The organism is Proteus sp. ZN5 (genome assembly GCF_011046025.1).
GTDB lineage: Bacteria > Pseudomonadota > Gammaproteobacteria > Enterobacterales > Enterobacteriaceae > Proteus.
In genome coordinates this window covers 3,721,795-3,741,670 of record NZ_CP047639.1, presented here as the reverse complement: position 1 = coordinate 3,741,670, position 19,876 = coordinate 3,721,795, and the positions used below count along the sequence as shown (strand labels likewise).

Here is a 19,876-nt window from a genome sequence, read left to right as displayed (position 1 = left end):
GAGTTAGCTAAGCACTATATGACAAGTCACTTTACTTTATCAGAACCCCCGCCCAAACAAAATGTACTTATGAATGGGGGTAATTTATGCTGATTTTCCTAGCTGAATGTTTTATCGGTCTAGCATCAATTGCTCTTACTCACCGTGTATTAACGTTGTACGGTACTAAAAAGAAGTGATGATACCCGCTAGCTAAAATAAGTAATCAAAATTTGCTTATAATTAAAAGTCCTATATCTATCCAAGATCTAGGACTTTTATAATTATATTAGTATCTCTTATTAAAAATTTAGCAATTCTATTGAAAATAGCTTTCAATTAATTTTATTTTCTCAATATCTAATGTATTAGTATATTGATGTAATAATGTCCAAGCCTGAATATAATCATATTTAGCTTTAATTAAATCCTGTTGAGCGCGATATAATAATTCTTCAGCATTAAGAACATCGACCATTGTTCTTTGTCCACCAATATAACTTTTTTGAGTTGCATCTAATTGTAATTTAGCAGAAGAAACAGATTGCTCATAGGCATTCAATTTAATATTACTTGTTGTACATATTTGGTATTGATGACGGAGTTCTTGCTTAATTTGCTGGATGATTGCATCTCTTTCAAAAGCACTCATTTGATATAGTGCAGTAGATTGACGCATTGAAGCTGTTGTTTTTCCACCATTAAATAAAGGCAAACTGACATAAAAACCAACGTTTGCGGATTGATATTTCTGATTTACGGTATTATTGCTATCGGAATCGCTATTAGAATAAGAAGCATAGAATTGCACCGTTGGGAAAAATTCACCTCTGTTTTTTTCCACTTCTTGTTTTGCTATTGCCATTTCATAACGAGCTGTTTGAATATTGAGGTTGCTTTGCATTGCCTCATTTTCCCATGACTCGTAATTATTGGGTGTGATAGGTTGTAATATAAAACTATTATTGCTTAATTTTGCTATATGTTCTGCATAAGGAAGTGATGTACCAATCATTGAACCTAGTTTATTTTTAGCATTATCTAACTCAAGCTGGATATCTGTATATTGAGATTGAGTTAAATATAATCGTGTTTGGATCTCTGAAATATCTGTTTTTGTTCCTTCACCTAATTCGAATAAACGCTGACTTGATATTAGCTGTTTTTTATAAATCTCTTGCTGTGAAAGATTTAATAATAATTTATCCTGCGCATAAGCCAATGCTATATAATTATCCACTAACCTGATCACAAGTTCGGAAAATTTCACTTGATAACGGCTGTCTGATAATAACGTTTTGATTATTGATGATTTATAATCACTAAATGCGGTGTAATCAAAGAGTGGCTGACTAATAATTGCACTGACAGAATGGCTTTGATAATTTTGATATTCAGTGCGTTCCATTTCTCCTTGGTTCGTATTAATAGGATAAACTTTTCGTTGCCAATTTCGTGGATTATTTTGATAGTTTACATGTACGCTTGGAAGTAATTGAGATAATCCAATATTTGCATACTCTTTGCCCGCAACCTGTTCTTTTATCGCAGCATTAAAAGTAGGATCATTTTTTACTGCTAAAAAATAGAGATCAGACAAACTAATTGCAAAAGCATGAAAACTTAGCATCCATATAAATAAAATGGCAGAGAGTTTTTTTATTCGCATCATTATTCTTCCGTCAATGAAGTATGGATCCTATCTAAAACAGGTTTAAAGAGATAATTTAGCAATGAACGATCGCCTGTATTAATAAATACATCGACCGGCATTCCTGCCTTTAATTTATTTTTATTGTCTGCAAGAAGAGTATTATCTTTAACATTAATAAATACTTGGTAATAAGGCTCTGTCGTTCTTTCATCGAGAAGTCTATCCGCTGAAATTAACGCCACCTCTCCGGGAATTTTAGGTGTTGTATTTTGATTGAATGCACTAAACATTAAATCAACAGGAAGGCCAAGGGTAACTTTATCAATAAGATGAGGTGCTAAGCGAGCCTCAATAATTAATTGGTGATCTTGAGGAACAACTTCCATTAGTGTTTGACCTGTTCTTACAACACCACCTTGGGTAAAAACAGATAAATCCATTACTATTCCTGAAATTGGAGCAGTAATTTGCATTTTTTTCAGCTTATCTATTTCAATGATAAGTTGTTTTTCTGTTTCACTGATTTGTAATTGAACTTGATTAAGCTCAGTACGTGCTGATTGGTAAAAATTAGCGTTACGTTGCAATATTTTTTGCTCATATTCCAACTTCTGTTTTTCTAATGTACTTATTTGCCCAAATGTATCATTGAGATGGTTGTTATTTTCAGCGAGTTCACGCTCAATTTCTTGATAACGATGGCGAGGAATATAGCCCTCATTAGCAAGTGTGTATAAATCTTTGATTTGATTTTGTAAGCTATTAATTTGATGCTGTTTATTTTGTGTAGATCTTTTTAAATGAATTAAACGATTAGAAACACCATCAATAATAGCGTTATAGCCATTTATTTCACTATGTAATTCAATATATTTTTCATTAAGTAACTTATTTTGAAGTAGTAATAATTTATTTAAATGTTCTGAAGGAGAGTAATATTCTTCATTAAGATCTAAGGTGAATTCTGTTTTTTCATTCAATTGAGCATATAAGCGCTGTTGAGTAATAAGTAAATTATCATATTGTTCTGATAAGGATTTTACTAAAGCTTTTGATTGAATAGGACTTAATTGAATAAGTGTTTGGCCTTCGGTTACGCTATCTCCATTCTTTACTAAAATATCAGTAATAATACCTTCTACTGATGCTTGAACACTTTTTTTATTACCTGAAATTGAGACATTTCCTTTAGCCGATACGCCTTTATCTAAAGGAGCAAAAGCTGCCCAAAAAATAAAAATAGCAAGACCTAAAAGAATAACTGACCATCCTATTATTAAGAATTTCCTAGGATCATCTGAAATTCCATGAACAATATCGATTTCATTTTTTTTTGTGATCATAATAGTCTTCTCAATATTAAATATTGCTTTGAGTAATAGGTGTGGTTGCTGGCGTTGACGTACTCTTTATTGCTGATGAGTTATTTAACTCAGCAATAACAGCTGTTGTAGAGCCAAATAATTTAGTGTGACCATCGAAAAGAACTAAGAGTTTATTGGTCACTGAGAGTAATTGTTTTTGATGCGTAATTAATATAACGGTTTTCTTATTTTTTTTAAGCGTTTGAATTGCTTGCATTAAAGCTTTAATACCCAAATCATCCAAATTAGAATTCGGCTCATCTAAAACAACTAAAGCAGGATTTCCATACAATGCGCGAGCTAACGCTATACGTTGTCGTTGTCCTCCTGATAACCCTTCACCATGAGCACCAATAACGGTTTCATACCCATCAGGAAAACGTAAAATCATCTCATGAACATTTGCCATCATTGCAGCTTGAGTGACTTTTTGAGGATCTATCTCAGAAAAACGTGCAATATTTTCGGCAATTGTACCGGGAAAAAGGGCGATTTCTTGGGGAAGGTATCCAATATATTGACCAACTTCACTTTTATTCCATTGATATATATCTGCATTATCAAGGCGTATGGCACCAGTTTTAACTTCCCATATGCCAACAATAAATTTAGCTAAAGAGGATTTTCCTGAAGCACTAGGGCCAATAATACCAAGTACATCCCCCGGGCTGAGTGAAAAATGAATATTATTTAATAGGGTACGTTCTGTTTGAGGGTATTGAGCCTGATTAATATTGACCGTTAATTCACCTTTAGGGACAGGTAGTGCCATTTTTTTATTTTCTTCAGGATAAGATTTTAATAGTGTGGTTAACCTTTTATAGGCTTCCTTACTACTATCCCAGTTTTTCCATACACCAATAACTTGTTCAATTGGAGCTAGGGCACGACCTAATAATATTGAACCTGCGATCATCATTCCTGGGCTAATTGTATTATCTATTGCAAGCCAGCCACCTAATCCTAACATTAAAGACTGCAGTGCCATTCGAGTGACTTTTGTTATTGCATTGACACCAGCTGCATTATCACTTGCATGAGTTTGTGCTTGTAGATATTTAAAGTGAGCAACTTGCCATTGGTTCCGTAAATAACCTAGCATTCCCATTGCTTCAATAGGCTGTGGATGTTCAAAATGATGACCTTGTATTACTTGGGCTTGACTAGCAAACTCATTGGCCTTTTTTAATGATGATCGAGATAAATATTCATTAAGAATTGCCAACGAAAATAAAACGAGTGCACCGCATAAGGAAAATAATCCTAACCATGGATTAAATAATGCAATAACAAGAAGATAAATAGGGAACCAAGGTAAATCAAAAAAAGCAAAAATAGCATGACTTGTAATAAATTGCCTAATAGTCACTAAGTCATTAAATGCTAAAGAGGAATTAGTACCGGGAGTTTTGTTCAATTTTGCTTGATATGCAGCAGTATATATTCTTGAGTTTAAAGATAAATCAAGTTTGTTACTCATCCTAATGACAATAATGCTTCTTAAATACTCTAATCCTCCCATAAAAATAAATAATACTAGCATAATGAGCGTTAGCATTAATAAAGTCATTTCATTACCTGAAGGTAAGACTCGATCATAAACTTGCAACATATAAATGGAAGGAACTAACATTAAAATATTTATTAAGGCTGTAAATATTCCAATGGAAAGAAATACTTTCTTTCTCTGTTTTATAATATTTTTTATTTCATTATTGTGTTTGCTTGCTGGCATAATGTTATTCCTGATTTTATTCCTATCTGTTTATTGCTATTTATTGCATTTTTTCTATCAATACGGAGTGATAAATCTATCTTTTTTTTAATAAAAAAATATAAAAATAGCTCCGTATTGGTAAAAAAAGGTAGGAGAAATGCTTCTCTCCTACCTAATGGCAAATTAAACAATAAAGTCAGTTTCGTAATTAACAAATCCTACAATGTCAATTTTGAAATCAGGGCTATATCCATAGCCATAAGCATTAATAGCCAATTCACTTGAGTTTGTTGCTTGATCATATTTAATGGTTGCTTCACCTGAGCGACCAGTAAAATTATCAACAAAATTAAGGAATTTATGGCTAAAGGTATTTTCGATTAATTCTGATAAATCAATCTTATCAATACCTGATTTGAAGTCCATTATCTTGTCAGCGGCAGAAACTAAAGAGTCAGAGATCTCTTTATAAATAAAGGTATTGCTACCTGTACCACCCCATAATGTATCTTGACCACCGCCACCATACAGTATGTCGTTACCGCCGCCACCGATGAGAATATTATCAGCATCATTTCCATAGATAATATCATTACCAGAGCCACCGATTGCATTTTCTATTGTAACGCCTTGTGCAATAGAAATGTTTTTCTGTAGCCCACCAACATCAGAGAAATGACCCTCGCGTAAATCAATAACTTGATCTTGATAATATCCTGAGAAGTCAAAAGTATCGTTACCACCACTATCCCAAACGGAGAATATTAATTTATCGTTACTACTTGTTGCAGTGTAATAATCAATACCTGTGTTTGAGTTGAAACCATAAACATCATCGCCTGTTCTGGTTGTTGTATTTGCACCATAGAGGTATTGCATTGCTGAAATATCATGAAGTAAAGGTGCACCTGCATAAGCACCTTGGAAGTGCGCACCCGTTTCATATTCATCCCAATAACTCATTACAGTATATTGGCGACTATCTTCAGCGTAGTCTGATTTTAAATAACCAGGTACGTTTTGCCCTGCGTTATAATCTCCAGGGTGCATTAAACCTAGCGCATGACCAATTTCATGGATAATAGTTAAGCGACCATAATTACCTAATTCAGGCGTTGTATTACCCGCATAATAATAATCACTAAACCAAGCTTGGCCTGAAACATCACGCCCATAATAATCATGAGTATTTGGTAATGTTGCATAAGCTTGGAACTTACCATATGGATCCGTAATATTCCCAAAAGTAATATCTGATTTTACATTTGGTCCTACTTCTGTAAATTTAATATTTGCGATATCAGACCATGCATCTAAAGATTGCCTTGCATGTTCTTTCTGTGTTGAATTAAATCCATAGGGATTTTTATCACCAAAGTCATTAAACTTTTTACCTGCCCAAGTTGGGAATGAATATGTAACTTCTGCTGCTTGGCCGATAACATATTTCCCATTCCATGTGGAGTTTTCACGTGCGATATGTTTTCCTGCGGTATCATAATCAAAAGAAGGTAGAGTCTTAGCTGAGAAATTATAAAAAATTCCACTCTTATCTAATAAATCAGAAACATTAGATAGTCCTACTGCTTTTTTTAATAAAGAAGCACCCATAATATCCTCCGGATATCAAGTTTAGGTTAAGTTTATTTTCATATTGAAAATAGTTTAATTATCTGGCGAGTGCCAGCGATAATAAAGATAGCCACTTATTGATATTAATCTAGAGGGGGAAAATATGTTTTTAAATAATTGTGAAGTGAAGTGTGTTTTAAGTCAGAATAATTTAATTAAGTTAATAAAAATAAAGTTACCTTTCCTAACGGGATCTTTTTTTCTGTTATTATTTTATTTTGTTATTTTAATTGAAAAAAATATAACTTAGATATTATATTTAATGGTTCTAAGTTATATCATAAGGTTGTTTTGATTTTTATTTGCTCTATATATTAGCTATTAAATATATCATCAAAAGCGAAATTTCCCATAAGGTCTATTGTTTGAATATACTTTGTAGACTGTATTTCTCTTGAAATAGATAATTCGGTAATGTTTTCTTCAGTATTATAATTTATTGATATGGCTATTTTATTATTTTCAATTAGTTTTTTAATACTGAGAAGATGTCTGTTTTCATCAGAAAATAACAAGAAGTCGTCATTTATATTAAAGTCCATAATTTTATTATGGCTATTATGTTTATTAAGGCTTAGTATAAATATGTCTCTTCCTTTTCCGCCATTGAGTTGATTGCAACCGCTTTCTCCCCAAAGAATATCATTTCCATCAGAACCATAGAGAATGTCATCTCCTTCACCACTATAAAGCCAATCATTGCCTCTCCCTCCTTGAAGTACATCATTGCCATTATTACCATAAATAATATCGTTACCATTGTTACCATAAAGGTGATTATTAGTATGATTTCCAATAATAATATCATCATTCATTCCACCAATTGCATTCTCAATGACAGTACCATATGCGATAGAGAGATTACTTTGTAATCCTCCAATATCAGAAAAAGTACCTTCATTGAGGTTTATTTTTTGTGGTACGTTATATTGATAAAAGTTAAGAGTATCAGTACCACCTGCATCCCAAATACAACTGATAATGACATTGCTTGGTGAGGTTAAGCTGTAACAATCTCTTTGTGTATTCGAATTAAAACCATAAATAGTATCATCCGTTCGAGTCGTTGTGTTTACGCCATAGAATTTTTGAATCACGTATATATCGATTAATAATGGAGACATGGGAAAAAGACCATCAAAATTAGCATGTTCAAATTTAGGAGCTCGATATGACATCACGGAATGTTTTAAACTATTTTCTTCAATATCTGGGATATTAAAATTATCTCTAAAAGTGTGAGGTATACCAAGAGCATGACCTAATTCATGTATATAAACATAATATTCTCCATTTCCCTTTTTTAATGTTTTTAATTTATTATTGATATGGCCATTTTCATTATTGTTTTTATATAAAGTAATATGTGAATCTGTTTCTGTATAATAGTATTTTATATTATCTGATTTCTCTTTAAATAAATCTACTTTTCTTTTTTGATTGGGTGTTATTTCATTTTTATTTAGTTTTACTATACGGATGGTTGAAGATATATTAATCCAAACTTGTCCACCATTACTATAATCCGTGATCTTTTCAATTTTTTTATTTAAAACGATATTATTAGATGGAAATCTAGCAACACCACTGACTAAATGAGAGTCGTCTTTTGTTATCTCATTTATATTATTATAAACACCAAATTTAATATGAGTATCATATTTATTATCTTTTTTAATAAGTTTAATATTTGTAACGTCAGACCATAGTTGTAATGTTTTTTCAGCAATTTCTTTTTGTTTTTCGTTTAACGTCGTAATTGTTTTATATTCGTTTCCTCTTAAGGTACTCCAGTCGGGAAAACTATATGTTATTTCTGTAAATACATCATCTTTATTTTTCTTATTCCACCGTTTTAAAGGCGCGTGGCTTTTTATTATATCAATAATAACAGCTAATCCATTTGAATATTTTTGATGTGACATCCTATTTCCTTTTTAAAAATCCATTTTTTGTTATTTAACATACTATATACTAATGATTGTTTTTCTTTTAAAAAAAGAAGTAATTTAATATGTGTTAAATTTAAAATTTAACTGTAAATAAAAATGATAATAAATCTTTTATAGATTTATTATCATTAATATAAAATGGTAAGTGATTTATAATACTTATCAGTAAGCTGTTTTTTTATTCTCTTTAAATGCAAATAAAAAGATAATAGTTAGTATTAATGTATATGATGCAAAGATTAACCAAATAGATTGCCAATCTTTCATTCCATTTACTGTAAAGTGATCGACTACCATACCACTTAAAATAGAACCCGCGTATGCACCAACGCCATTTACCATGGTCATAAATAGCCCTTGAGCACTAGCTCTTATTTCAGGTTTAACTTCATTCTCGATATAGATAGATCCTGAAATATTAAAGAAATCAAACGCACAACCATAAACAATCATTGAAAGCATCAGCAATGCAAAACCCCAAGGCGAGGGATCACCATATGCAAATAATCCAAAACGTAAAGTCCATGCAAGCATACTAATCAGCATGACCTTTTTAATACCAAAGCGTTTTAGGAAAAAGGGAATAGCTAAGATAAAAGCGACTTCAGCCATTTGTGATACTGATAATAAAATTGATGGGTATTGCACAATTAAACTATCTGCAAATTCAGGATTTTTGGCAAAGTCGTGAATAAATGGGCTGCCGAAAGTATTTGTAATTTGAAGTACTGCACCTAATAACATTGCAAATAAAAAGAATATTGCCATGACAGGTTTTTTAAATAAAACAAATGCATCTAATCCTAAACGGGAGGCCCAAGATGTCGATTGTTTATGTTGTACTGTTGGAATTTTAGGTAAACAGAATGAATAGAGCGCTAAGCAAAGTGATGCAACGGATGCTATATATAATTGAGTATTACTAAGCTCTAATCTAAATAAGCTGACACACCACATTGCAATAATAAAGCCTATCGTCCCAAATACACGAATAGGAGGAAAATGAGCAACTGAATCTAGTTTATGTTTATTTAAGCAAAAATAGCCAATGGAGTTTGAAAGTGCAATGGTTGGCATAAATGCTAATGCATTAATAAACATTACCCAAAACATAATAGTAGGATCAGTGACTGAAGCTGCAAAGAATAAAGCAACAGCACAAATAAGATGACAAATAATATATAAGCGATTTGCGGGAATAAATTTATCGGCAATGATACCTAATAAACCAGGCATAATTAAGGCAGCAATACCTTTAGATCCATAAACCAATCCAACCTCAATTCCAGTGAAGTTTAATGTTTGCATCATGTATGCACCTAGGGTAATTAACCAACTTCCCCAGATAAAATATTGCATAAACATCATGCCTTTGAGCTGTATTTTTATACCCATAACTATCTCCACTGTTGGGGATATTGATTTAAGTGAATTACAGGCAGCTATCTATAATCCACTTTTTCTCTTATTGGTAGAAAGTTATAAGCGAGAGATCACTTCACTGATAAGCTTTAAGAAAGTAGATTTTACGCGTTCTGCTGTTTCAATGACTTCATCATGACTAAGAGGCTGTTCTAAAATGCCGCAAGCCATATTGGTTAAGCATGAAATACCAATGGTATCAATACCTGAATGGCGAGCTATCAATGCTTCTGGAACAGTTGACATGCCTACAGCATCTGCACCTAATGTTCTTATCATGCGGATTTCTGCTGGTGTTTCGTAAGTTGGACCTGTCCACCATGCATAGACACCTTGACGTAAGGTAATGTCTTGTTCTTTAGCGATATCAAGAACAATTTGGCGCATTGCTTTGTTATAAACTTCACTAACATCCAGAAAACGAACGCCGAGTTCAGGATTATTTGGCCCAATAAGTGGGTTATTTGCAGTCAGGTTAATGTGATCCGTAATTAGCATAAGATCGCCCGGATTAAATTCAGTGTTTACAGCACCACATGCGTTAGTGATAATCAGTTTTTCAACACCTAATGCTTTCATTACACGAACAGGAAAGGTGACTTCATCGAGTGATACACCTTCGTAGTAATGAAAACGACCTTTCATTGCAATAACTGTTTTTCCTGCGATTTTACCAATCACTAATTCATTAGCATGTCCTACTGCTCCAGACGCTGCAAAGTGTGGAATAGTGTGATATGGGATATGTACAGCATCTTCTAATGTATCGGCAAAAGGACCTAAACCTGATCCTAAAATGATGCCAATCGTTGGTTTTTCTGTGGTTTTAGATTGGACAAATTCTTTTGCTTTATTAATTTCAGAAACTTGATGCATGACTCTCTCCTGTGTAAATCGTCATTACGTTTTAAATAGTGGTTGAGAGTACTTTGCCTGATAAACAAAAATGGACAACTTTCTTTTTCTCATTTTGAGATTAAGATCATATTGTTTGTTTTGATTAAGGAACTATTGCTTTTTTTACAGTAAGATAGCGATATTCCTCTTTTTGCTGATCAATAATTTAATAAAGGATATCGTTATGCTATTGAAAAATTTAAAAGAACTTCAGTCTTCTAAGACTTCAAAAGCATTGAAATTAAAAAGCCTTTATAAATTAGTGGCAGAAAATGGACCAATAAAAACAGAAACGCTGACCGAGTTAGCACAAATGAAGCCTGCGACTTGTGCACGATTGTTGGACGAGTTAAATGCTCTTCAATTAATTACAACCGCAGAGTTAGGAGAGTCAACTGGTGGACGAAAACCTATTTTGTATAATATTAATACAGAAGATGTGTTTTTAGTTGGTATTGAATTAAGTAAAGTCTATTCAACGATTGTTTTAATGGACTTAAAGCTCAATATGCTGGATAAAATTAAAATATCGCCAGAACCGTACTTATCTGCCGATGAAATGACAGAAAAACTATTACCTAAAATTGATGATTTATTATTAAAAAATAAAATCAGCTATGAAAAAGTTTTAGGATTAGGCATTTCTATTGAGCATGTTGTCGAGCATCAATTGGCATCAAAATCCCTCGATGAAGAATTTTGTGAATTAGAGACGTTATTACGTAAAAAAATTCCTACTTACGTTACCGTAGGAAGTGGAGTACATTTTGCCGCTTTAGCTGAATTTCGTTTATATTACCGCCAAAAAACACAACGATTTTTATTTACTTCTTGTGATACCGAAGTAAGAGGATGTGCCATTATTGGCAATCAGTTTTTAACTGATACCTCAGTGGCAATGAACTGTTTTGGTCACATGACAATTGATGTAAAAGGGCCATTGTGTGAATGTGGCTCTTATGGCTGCTTAAACACACTGTGTTCTTTAGATGCCATAAAAAATAATATCATTCATCAAATAAGACGAGGAAAGCACTCTTTATTGACTTCTTTGGTGGGTAGTGATGATGAAATTAGCTATCACACTATTTTTCAAGCAATAGAAATGCGAGATCCTTTATGTATTGATGCATTAGAAGAAGCGGCTTATTACTACGGAGTTGCTATTGCAAATACGATTTTAATGCTCCAACCTGATATTGTTGTTTGTGGTGGAACATTAATACCTAAATATACGTTTTTTGATACCGTTAAAAAAACGATTGAAACTAAACTCGCCCTTTTCCCAAATATAAAAACAGAAGTTTATCCAGCAAGTCACGCCTATGAAATAGTTTCTCAAGGGGCTGGTGCAATGGTATTAGAGCATTTAGTTAATTAAATAATGAAAAAGGCGCTGTAATATCAATTACAACGCCTTTTAGTTTTTTGTTGTTGTTTGTTTTTGCTACTTTAACCCTGGTGAGGTTATCTACTAGGAGACAGGTTTATTGATATAGACTAACTTTTTACTGCAAACTTCTTTTATTTACCTCATTGTGAGGAAGGTGATTCTTTTTATTTTTGGTTTAATTTAAACTATCTGAACTAACATCTTATTGTTGTGCCGTTACTTTACCCTGGTACTTTGTGCATTTGGGAGCTAATTATAAATATGCCTTACATACCTAGAGAAAAAATAGATTACCAAGCCATTGGATACCGCTTACGTGCTTACCGCATAGCCTCTTCATTAAAAGCTGAAGATGTAGCAGAAAGCTTGGGTATTTCTCGTGCTGCTGTATATCGGTTAGAAAAAGGCGAAATTGTTAAAATTGAGACACTTGATAATCTTGCTAGATTATTAAATACCTCATTGACCAGTTTGTTAGGCATTAATACTGAATATTATTCAAGTGCAAATGGCTTTTTTGAACGAATGCGCCAACTTGAAACTCAATCTTCACATATTTATACCCACTTCGAACCTTTCTCTTACTTATTAACTTCAGATTGTTATGACAAAACATTGGTTGAAATGCTAACAGAGGCATCACCCTTAAATCTTTTGTCTGAAAAACAACAAGAAGTTTTATCTATTTTAAAAGAGCGTAAGAAACATCAGTCTTTACATTCACCCCATATTTATAACCTTATTAGCCAACAGCAAATTGAAAAATTTCTTTATGTTGGCATGCTAGGTTCAGTTAATTTAACTAAAACACTGCAACAAGAAAGAAAAGAGCGAGCAAAAAATGAAATTCTTCATTTAATTGAAAAGTTAGAACAAAAAAATAGTTATCTTAATATTGCAATTATTTCAGATACTATGCCGTCTCTAACTTTCCAATTATTTTATCAAGATAAAGTACCTCTTTCTTTAGCCGTTAGCCCGTTCCGTTTAGGTGAATTTCCTAATGTCAGTACGGGCATAGCGACAGTGACTTCTTCAACTGAGGCAATATTTCAGTACCAATCCCTCTTTGATAAGTTATGGTTAAAAGCCACTAAAGGGGATGATGCTATTAATTTTTTAAAACAAATAGTGAGCCATTATTGATTTGCTAGTGTACCTAATGTTTCAGCTAATAAATCCGCTGCAACAGCAATATCACTAAATTCGGTAAATTCATCAGGATGATGACTAATACCCGAAACAGATGGTGTAAAAATCATTGCTGTTGGATAAAGTGGAGCCATATTCATTGAGTCATGGCCAGCACCACTTAGCATTGTCATATAGCTGATATCGTGTTTTTGGCACAAGCTTTCAATAACTTGGCAAATTGAATCATCTAGTTTTACTGGCGATTCAGCAGAAATTGGTTGAACATCAATAGCAACACCAAAATCTTTTTCTGCTTTTTCAACACTGTTATTTAAACGTTGTACAACACGCTGAATACTTTCAGTATCAATACCACGAATATCCACTGAGAATTTTACTTGCCCTGGAATGACGTTCATGGAGTTTGGTACAACATTGAGTTTACCCACTGTACCTACAGTGCCATAAACAGCTTCAGTACATGCTGCACGATTGATATCTGTAATAATACCAGCACTTGCCACTAACGCATCTTGGCGCTGGTACATTGGTGTGGCTCCAGAGTGATCTGCATGGCCATTAACAGTGACTGAAAAACGTGTCGGTGCTGCAATACCATTAACAATACCAATGGTTTTTTTGTCATTTTCAAGGCGTTTGCCTTGTTCAATATGAAGCTCAACAAAGGCACTATAACGATCTTCTTTGACTAAACAACTATCCAAATTATCGTGCTGATAACCTAATGATTTCAAAACTTCAAAGAAATTATTGCCATCATCATCTCTATTTTGCTCCCAACGAGCTCTATCTATTTTGCCGGTTAAAACCTTACTACCAATACATGAAAATCCAAAACGGCTAGATTCTTCAGCACGAAAAACAACAAGCTCAAGGTCGCGTTTAAGTTGCTGTGGTTTGTATTGCATTAAGGCATAAAACCCAGCGATAACACCCAAAGCTCCGTCATAAGCACCACCTTGAGGTACAGTATCAAGGTGAGAGCCAGTTCCTATTGCAGGTAATGAGCGATCTTTACCCGGTAGGCGTGCGTAAAGTGTACCAATGCCATCACGATAAACTTCAAGACCGGCTTCTTTCATTAAACCAGCCAGATACAGATGCGCGGCTTCATCTTCTTCGCCATAGGCAATACGAGTGATCCCTTTGCCACTGTTATCTTTTTTATAAATTTGCATTGTTTCAATTAACGCTTTCATATCATCAATTGAATAATGAGTTGCTGTATCTTGTTGAGTCATAAGAGAATTCTCCCGTGGTTTTTGTAATATCTCTTTGTCTAAAAAATGAGACAATTTAAGGATTAAAAAAGCCATCTTTAAAGATGGTCACTATTTTTATGAACATTGCTTATTATATTTACTGCTATAGCTATATTTCGTCAATGACAATTAAGGTCAATTTCATATTCTGTGAGGTAGGTATTAATTAAAAGGAGATATATATCTAGAGTATTTCTTAAATGAACTTAATTTGTGTGATAAATGTTATAAAAGCGATCGCTTTTATTTTAAGTGTATAAAAGAGTCTATATTTTAAGTTTTAAATGAAAATAAGAATTAGTATTGATAGAGGGTTTTATTAGCATGAAATATTATTATTTATATTATTTAGATTTAATAGTTAAAATTAATATTTCTATAAAATAAATATAAATGAATTCCAATGGCATTAAAAATAATTTTATTAAAATGATGAACACCTTATTTTATATATTTAGAGTTAAAATCTATTTTTTTCTTTTATCTTGGTAATATAAACTTTTAGCTTCAGGTAAAGTGGAAAAACAATTATTATCCATTGATAAGTTTTGCTAAATATTACACTATAACAGCCAATAAATTGGATAAGATACTACTTAAGTTTTTATTTTCAATAAGGATGTGAAAGAAATGACTGAGTATGAACTAGACTATAGTTATAGTGATGTATATAGAGATACATTAAGAAGAGAATCCAGTTATTTAAGAAAAATAGCAATGAAATTTGCCTATCAATATATTGGTGATTCTTTTACAAGAATGATGTTCTTAAATGATATAGAACAACTGATTGCTAGAACAGAGTTAGAGGTAAGTAGTTATTGCTTAAGTTTATCAGCAGGATTAGATAATATCTCCGATGAAATTGAAAGATTGGAGTTACAGGATAATTTACTAAGAAATCGAAGTATAATGCAATATGCACTTTTTGAAACAATACGTAAAAAAGAAGAAAATGAGGAAAATAATAAATTAATACTCAAACAAGTAGGTTTTGTCAGCGGAGCAATGCAAATATATGGAGGGGGAGGTTCTTGTGTGGGATCTGTCGGAACATTATGTAGTAGTTTAGGGGTTGGAATGGTATCTCAAGGTGTAAATAGTATGATTGAAAATGGATATTATTTATTATTTAGAGAAGAATATAGTGGACCTGTAAGAAACGGATATAGAGCAGCATCTAAAGCTTTAGGTTATGGCGATAATGAAGCGGATATGTTTTATAATGTGGTTGATTTAAGTTTATCTGGTGCATCATTATTGAAACCAGTTCTTAAAGAAGATTCATGGAAACTATTTCACTATATAAAGAGTGATTTTATGGCATCATGGCAATCAATGGGGCGATTGTCACTTACTTCTGAGTTTTTCTTTGATGGAGTGACTATTTATTCTACATATGATTTATACGAGGAAGAGAATAAGGGTGAATGATTTTGATGTGTTATCACCATTTCCGTTTGGTTGGTTGGAGCTTTTTCTATTCTATATATCTTCATTTTTACTGTTTTATGTTTTATATAAGTTGCAACTTTATCTTCTTAATAAAGATAATAGGTTTTTAAATTTAATATATCTATTGTTTATTTATTTTATTGGTAGTAGTTGCCTTATTATATTTAAATTTGGTGATAAATATTTTCTTGGCGAGTTATTTATAAGATCAGGTAATAAAGATATTATTCGGTATAGTTGCCTGTTTTTTGCTCTTTATCTTTGTATCTCACTGACATTTGGCAAAAAAAAATAATTTATCATATTGATGTTTTATGAAAAATAGATTTAATTAATGGTGAATCAAGATATTAAATTCACCATTAAATTTTTACTGATTAACTTAGTTCAGAAATACTATATCCAGACGTTCCTGCCATTATATGGTTACAGGTAATACTTTCATATTGTATAATGATAATTTCGCTAGGTAATGAATCACTTTGAGTTAAGGTACTTGCATGTATTTGTGAGTAATTGACAATAGAAGCATTTGTTAAAACAACCGTCATATATTTCTCTTGGGCGCCGGTATGAGAAGTTCTATAGTAATCAATTTCACACTTTAAAATTTCGTTATTTGTAATTGCCGTAATTAGTAATGGTGTTGACTTATCAACATGTTTGGTTATAGAAAGAGGAGCATGACTTAAATTTTGTCTTCTTGATATATCAAATGTGGACGCTATAACTAATATTTCATTTAAGTGAGAGCTTTGGTATTTATTGCCAAGTGAATCGTAAGAAGAGCATCCAGCTGAAATATTTCCTTGAACATTTCCATTTATTCTTAAATAAATATTATTAGACATTAATTATTTTCCTTTTTGTATAATTAAACTTCATGTTCACCTAAAGCTAAATTTATTCTAAAGTTAATTACATTAGATTAATTTAAGAATTCATTATATTAAAAAGAGAATAGATTGCTATCTAAATACTGTGGCAATTCACATGAAGTCATTATCAGAAGCATAAAGAAAAAATAATATTTTGAGTGAACAAGTTAAGAATCAAGGTAGCAAGGCAGACTTTGAGTTCTAATAAAAAAGAGAGCTCAAAATTTTATAAAGCGTAGAAAGCAAAAAACCAGCCCTAAGGCTGGTTTTTCTAAAAGATGGTGCCCGAACTCGGAATCGAACCAAGGACACGGGGATTTTCAATCCCCTGCTCTACCGACTGAGCTATTCGGGCAACGGGGCGTATTAAACCCGATATCGCCTTGCTCGTCAACGTTATTTATCACAAAACTGTTCGATTGCTGTTTTTTTAAACTTATTGACTAATAAAACGCTATTTGTCTCAGGAAATGAGTAAAAATAAAGCTGATAGTTTTTTGCGATACTTAAAAAATACATGACGAGAAAGCCATTTACTAAGCCTTAGTAACAAAAAAGCTTCCCCAAATTTATTGAGGAAGCTTTATTTTTTAGACTAATTATCAATTAACGATAGTTACGTTGAGCTGTACTGACTTTCTCAAGATAACGACGAGATTGATCAGCAGGGTGCTTGTTGCGCAATGTGGTATAGACCTGTGTTGGCTCTAAGTTATTAATCATAGCGGCAGCTTGTTTCTTATCGTTATGGAATATCCGTAACACACTACCAGCACCACCGTTGTAAGCTTGTATAACGGCGTAACGGCGAGAAACAGGATCTTTGATATCTCCAAGGTAACTATTTTGCAGTATCGAGATATAAGCCGCACCTGCATCGATATTATTAGCGGGATCAAATAAGTAACTACGACTTGGTTGTCCTGATTTTCCTTGCATTCGGAAGACATCTCGACCTGCCGTTGCTGGCATAATCTGCATTAAACCGAGTGCATCAGAACTACTCACCGCATATGGGTTGAAACTGGATTCAATTTGCATAATTGCCAAGATCAATGATGGTTCAACACCATATTTAGCCGCTGCTTGTTGTACTAACGGTAAATATTTATGAGCACGTTGATCAAGGTGATTAGGAACAAGATTAAGGGTGACATACCAAATGGTATTTATACCGGATTGACGTTTTTGTAATTTATTGGCAATCAGATAATCTGCAAATTTATTGGCGCGCCATTCCCAACGTATAGATTGCCCAGTGTTATCGAGTACTTGTCCTAATAAAAAGGGTTCTGTACTGTGAGGAATATTATTAACATCAGAGTAGAGATCAATAGAGCCTGGATCTTCGCCCATTAATAACGTTGTGACTATCGCTTTATGCAATTGGAGTTGAGGAGCGTCACCGCCTAGTGTTTCTATCGTAATCGTACCGGCTTCAAAATTAATATGACTACGAGTTTTATAAGCGTCGGTATATTTTACGTAGTCTTTAGGCCCCGCGATTAAAACTTCCTTCATACCCCAAATCATTTCAATATTATTGGCAAATTGGCCCATAAGAATATCGAATGCATTGGTGTCTTTTGCATAATCGGGTTCAAATGTTTTTGGTGGTTGACTACTGCATGAAATGAGTAGAGGGGCGATAATCAGCAAGAGAAGGATTTTTTTCATGGTCAATTGCATCGCTATGGTGAATAAAATACCAGAGCCTTAAAGGCTCTGGAAAAGTGAATATTATTTTTCAGGTGGTGTGTAGCCGTCAATATGAATATCATGGCCTTCGAATAAAAATCTCACCATTTCTTGTTCTAATAGTTTGCGATCATCTGGATTCATGGTGTTAAGTTTTTTCTCATTGATAAGCATGGTCTGTTTTGCCATCCATTGAGCCCATGCTTCTTTTGAGATCTCATTGAAAATGCGCTTTCCAATTTCTCCTGGGTACAACTGAAAATCAAGTCCATCAGCTTCTTTGTTAAGGAAAGTACAAAAAATAGTTCTGCTCATAATAAATCCTCAATATCGCAGGTATTAGCTTAGGCTAATTGTCTAAGTAAATTCTCTACAGGTGCTGCTAACCCTACGGTTGCAGGTGTCTGTAAGTTATACCAAAGTCCTTTTTGCTCCTCCATCACAGAGGTAAACGCTGAGAGTTTTACGCAAATTGGCACAATATCTAAATGAAAGTGGCTAAACGTATGTCGAAATGAAATCAGTTGCTCTGATTCATTATTACTGAGTCCATGCTCAGTTAACCACTGTTCTAAAAGCGCTTTTGTTTCAAATTGAGGAAAGGCAAATAACCCACCCCATATTCCTGCTGGTGGTCTTTTATCCAACCAAACAAGATTATCATATTGTAAAATAAGAAAATAAGTTGTTTTTTCTGGGATAACTTTTTTCGGTTTTTTCCCAGGATAATCCGCCCAATTGTTTTGAGCATAAGCGATACAGCCAGTATTTAATGGGCATAATTCACATTTAGGCTTACTTCTTGTGCAAACTATTGCACCTAAATCCATCATTGCCTGATTAAAATACTCTACACCTTCGGTTGGAGTGACGTTTTCGCTGATCTCCCACAACTTATTCTCAACTTCTTTTTTACCTGGCCAGCCTTCGATGGCATAACAGCGAGCTAAAACACGTTTCACATTACCATCAAGAATTGGATAAGGCTTTTTCAATGATAACGATAAAATAGCACCAGCGGTTGAACGTCCAACACCGGGTAAGGCACAAACGTATTCAAAGGTATCAGGAAACTGCCCTTGATGTTTATCTACAATGTGTTGTGCTGCTTTATGTAAGTTTCTTGCTCTTGCGTAATAACCAAGGCCAGTCCAGAGATGAAGTACTTCATCAAGAGGGGCTTTAGCTAATGCGTTGACATCAGAAAAACGTGCAATAAAACGCTCAAAATAAGGAATAACCGTTGCAACTTGAGTTTGTTGCAGCATTACCTCTGATAACCATACGTGATAAGGCGTTTTTTCTTGCTGCCAAGGGAGCGTTTTACGCCCATATTTGTGATACCAATTGAGTACGACTTGCGAAAATTGCAGAGCTTCCATCATGTTTTATTTTATTAACTCATGTTCTGATTAAGG

At 33.3% G+C, this 19,876-nt stretch carries 15 protein-coding genes and 1 tRNA gene; 3 read left to right on the top strand and 13 right to left on the bottom strand.

Features of this window, described 5'->3' with window-relative positions; translation table 11 throughout:
• Positions 1 to 298 precede the first annotated feature (298 nt).
• From GTK47_RS17285 to GTK47_RS17255, 7 genes are all read right to left on the bottom strand, one after another.
• On the bottom strand, positions 299 to 1,651 hold the full coding sequence (locus tag GTK47_RS17285) for a TolC family outer membrane protein (RefSeq protein ID WP_165125507.1): 1,353 nt from the start codon (positions 1,649 to 1,651) through the stop codon (positions 299 to 301).
• On the bottom strand, positions 1,651 to 2,976 hold the full coding sequence (locus GTK47_RS17280) for an HlyD family type I secretion periplasmic adaptor subunit (protein WP_165125504.1): 1,326 nt from the start codon (positions 2,974 to 2,976) through the stop codon (positions 1,651 to 1,653). The genes GTK47_RS17285 and GTK47_RS17280 overlap by 1 nt, the downstream gene beginning before the upstream one ends.
• A 16-nt stretch (positions 2,977 to 2,992) precedes the next feature.
• Positions 2,993 to 4,732 (bottom strand): type I secretion system permease/ATPase, encoded by a 1,740-nt coding sequence (locus GTK47_RS17275; protein WP_165125501.1) that lies wholly within the window; start codon positions 4,730 to 4,732, stop codon positions 2,993 to 2,995.
• 165 nt (positions 4,733 to 4,897) lie between these two features.
• Positions 4,898 to 6,325 (bottom strand): serralysin family metalloprotease, encoded by a 1,428-nt coding sequence (locus GTK47_RS17270; RefSeq protein ID WP_165125498.1) that lies wholly within the window; start codon positions 6,323 to 6,325, stop codon positions 4,898 to 4,900.
• Positions 6,326 to 6,660: 335 nt separating this feature from the next.
• Complete coding sequence (locus GTK47_RS17265) at positions 6,661 to 8,271, bottom strand: M10 family metallopeptidase C-terminal domain-containing protein (protein ID WP_165125495.1); 1,611 nt, start codon at positions 8,269 to 8,271, stop codon at positions 6,661 to 6,663.
• 189 nt (positions 8,272 to 8,460) lie between these two features.
• Positions 8,461 to 9,693, bottom strand: a complete 1,233-nt coding sequence (locus tag GTK47_RS17260) for a nucleoside permease (RefSeq protein WP_165125492.1) — start codon at positions 9,691 to 9,693, stop codon at positions 8,461 to 8,463.
• An 84-nt stretch (positions 9,694 to 9,777) separates the two neighbouring features.
• Positions 9,778 to 10,596 (bottom strand): purine-nucleoside phosphorylase, encoded by an 819-nt coding sequence (locus tag GTK47_RS17255; protein WP_165125489.1) that lies wholly within the window; start codon positions 10,594 to 10,596, stop codon positions 9,778 to 9,780.
• Between the two features lie 205 nt (positions 10,597 to 10,801).
• On the opposite strand from GTK47_RS17255, the gene GTK47_RS17250 reads away from it, so the two are divergent.
• Positions 10,802 to 11,998 (top strand): ROK family protein, encoded by a 1,197-nt coding sequence (locus tag GTK47_RS17250; protein ID WP_165125486.1) that lies wholly within the window; start codon positions 10,802 to 10,804, stop codon positions 11,996 to 11,998.
• A gap of 273 nt (positions 11,999 to 12,271) precedes the next feature.
• On the top strand, positions 12,272 to 13,156 hold the full coding sequence (locus GTK47_RS17245) for a helix-turn-helix transcriptional regulator (RefSeq protein ID WP_165125483.1): 885 nt from the start codon (positions 12,272 to 12,274) through the stop codon (positions 13,154 to 13,156).
• Here GTK47_RS17245 and GTK47_RS17240 read toward each other — a convergent pair.
• Positions 13,150 to 14,406 carry a Zn-dependent hydrolase gene (locus GTK47_RS17240; protein ID WP_165125480.1) on the bottom strand — a complete coding sequence of 419 codons (1,257 nt, stop codon included), beginning with the start codon at positions 14,404 to 14,406 and terminating at the stop codon, positions 13,150 to 13,152. The genes GTK47_RS17245 and GTK47_RS17240 overlap by 7 nt on opposite strands.
• 651 nt (positions 14,407 to 15,057) lie before the next feature.
• Between GTK47_RS17240 and GTK47_RS17235 the strand changes: the two genes are divergently transcribed.
• Positions 15,058 to 15,861 (top strand): DUF4225 domain-containing protein, encoded by an 804-nt coding sequence (locus tag GTK47_RS17235; protein ID WP_165125477.1) that lies wholly within the window; start codon positions 15,058 to 15,060, stop codon positions 15,859 to 15,861.
• A 398-nt stretch (positions 15,862 to 16,259) separates the two neighbouring features.
• Here the strand turns inward: GTK47_RS17235 and GTK47_RS17230 are convergent, their stop codons facing one another.
• From GTK47_RS17230 to mutY, 5 genes are all read right to left on the bottom strand, one after another.
• The gene (locus GTK47_RS17230) at positions 16,260 to 16,733 is read right to left on the bottom strand and encodes an Hcp family type VI secretion system effector (protein WP_165125474.1); all 474 of its coding nucleotides are present in this window, start codon (positions 16,731 to 16,733) and stop codon (positions 16,260 to 16,262) included.
• A 306-nt stretch (positions 16,734 to 17,039) separates the two neighbouring features.
• Positions 17,040 to 17,115 (bottom strand) — tRNA-Phe (locus tag GTK47_RS17225).
• A gap of 251 nt (positions 17,116 to 17,366) precedes the next feature.
• On the bottom strand, positions 17,367 to 18,437 hold the full coding sequence (gene mltC, locus GTK47_RS17220; RefSeq protein WP_165125471.1) for a membrane-bound lytic murein transglycosylase MltC: 1,071 nt from the start codon (positions 18,435 to 18,437) through the stop codon (positions 17,367 to 17,369).
• A 63-nt stretch (positions 18,438 to 18,500) separates the two neighbouring features.
• Positions 18,501 to 18,773, bottom strand: a complete 273-nt coding sequence (locus tag GTK47_RS17215; RefSeq protein WP_088493527.1) for an oxidative damage protection protein — start codon at positions 18,771 to 18,773, stop codon at positions 18,501 to 18,503.
• Positions 18,774 to 18,802: 29 nt separating this feature from the next.
• Positions 18,803 to 19,843 carry an A/G-specific adenine glycosylase gene (gene mutY, locus GTK47_RS17210; RefSeq protein WP_165125468.1) on the bottom strand — a complete coding sequence of 347 codons (1,041 nt, stop codon included), beginning with the start codon at positions 19,841 to 19,843 and terminating at the stop codon, positions 18,803 to 18,805.
• Positions 19,844 to 19,876 lie beyond the last annotated feature (33 nt).

Excerpts from the sequence above, each read along its gene's own strand:
- GTK47_RS17285 (WP_165125507.1), bottom strand. The coding sequence starts at position 1,651 with ATGATGCGAATAAAAAAACTCTCTGCCATTTTATTTATATGGATGCTA.
- GTK47_RS17280 (WP_165125504.1), bottom strand. The coding sequence starts at position 2,976 with ATGATCACAAAAAAAAATGAAATCGATATTGTTCATGGAATTTCAGAT.
- GTK47_RS17275 (WP_165125501.1), bottom strand. The coding sequence starts at position 4,732 with ATGCCAGCAAGCAAACACAATAATGAAATAAAAAATATTATAAAACAG.
- GTK47_RS17270 (WP_165125498.1), bottom strand. The coding sequence starts at position 6,325 with ATGGGTGCTTCTTTATTAAAAAAAGCAGTAGGACTATCTAATGTTTCT.
- GTK47_RS17265 (WP_165125495.1), bottom strand. The coding sequence starts at position 8,271 with ATGTCACATCAAAAATATTCAAATGGATTAGCTGTTATTATTGATATA.
- GTK47_RS17260 (WP_165125492.1), bottom strand. The coding sequence starts at position 9,693 with ATGGGTATAAAAATACAGCTCAAAGGCATGATGTTTATGCAATATTTT.
- GTK47_RS17255 (WP_165125489.1), bottom strand. The coding sequence starts at position 10,596 with ATGCATCAAGTTTCTGAAATTAATAAAGCAAAAGAATTTGTCCAATCT.
- GTK47_RS17250 (WP_165125486.1), top strand. The coding sequence starts at position 10,802 with ATGCTATTGAAAAATTTAAAAGAACTTCAGTCTTCTAAGACTTCAAAA.
- GTK47_RS17245 (WP_165125483.1), top strand. The coding sequence starts at position 12,272 with ATGCCTTACATACCTAGAGAAAAAATAGATTACCAAGCCATTGGATAC.
- GTK47_RS17240 (WP_165125480.1), bottom strand. The coding sequence starts at position 14,406 with ATGACTCAACAAGATACAGCAACTCATTATTCAATTGATGATATGAAA.
- GTK47_RS17235 (WP_165125477.1), top strand. The coding sequence starts at position 15,058 with ATGACTGAGTATGAACTAGACTATAGTTATAGTGATGTATATAGAGAT.
- GTK47_RS17230 (WP_165125474.1), bottom strand. The coding sequence starts at position 16,733 with ATGTCTAATAATATTTATTTAAGAATAAATGGAAATGTTCAAGGAAAT.
- mltC (WP_165125471.1), bottom strand. The coding sequence starts at position 18,437 with ATGAAAAAAATCCTTCTCTTGCTGATTATCGCCCCTCTACTCATTTCA.
- GTK47_RS17215 (WP_088493527.1), bottom strand. The coding sequence starts at position 18,773 with ATGAGCAGAACTATTTTTTGTACTTTCCTTAACAAAGAAGCTGATGGA.
- mutY (WP_165125468.1), bottom strand. The coding sequence starts at position 19,843 with ATGATGGAAGCTCTGCAATTTTCGCAAGTCGTACTCAATTGGTATCAC.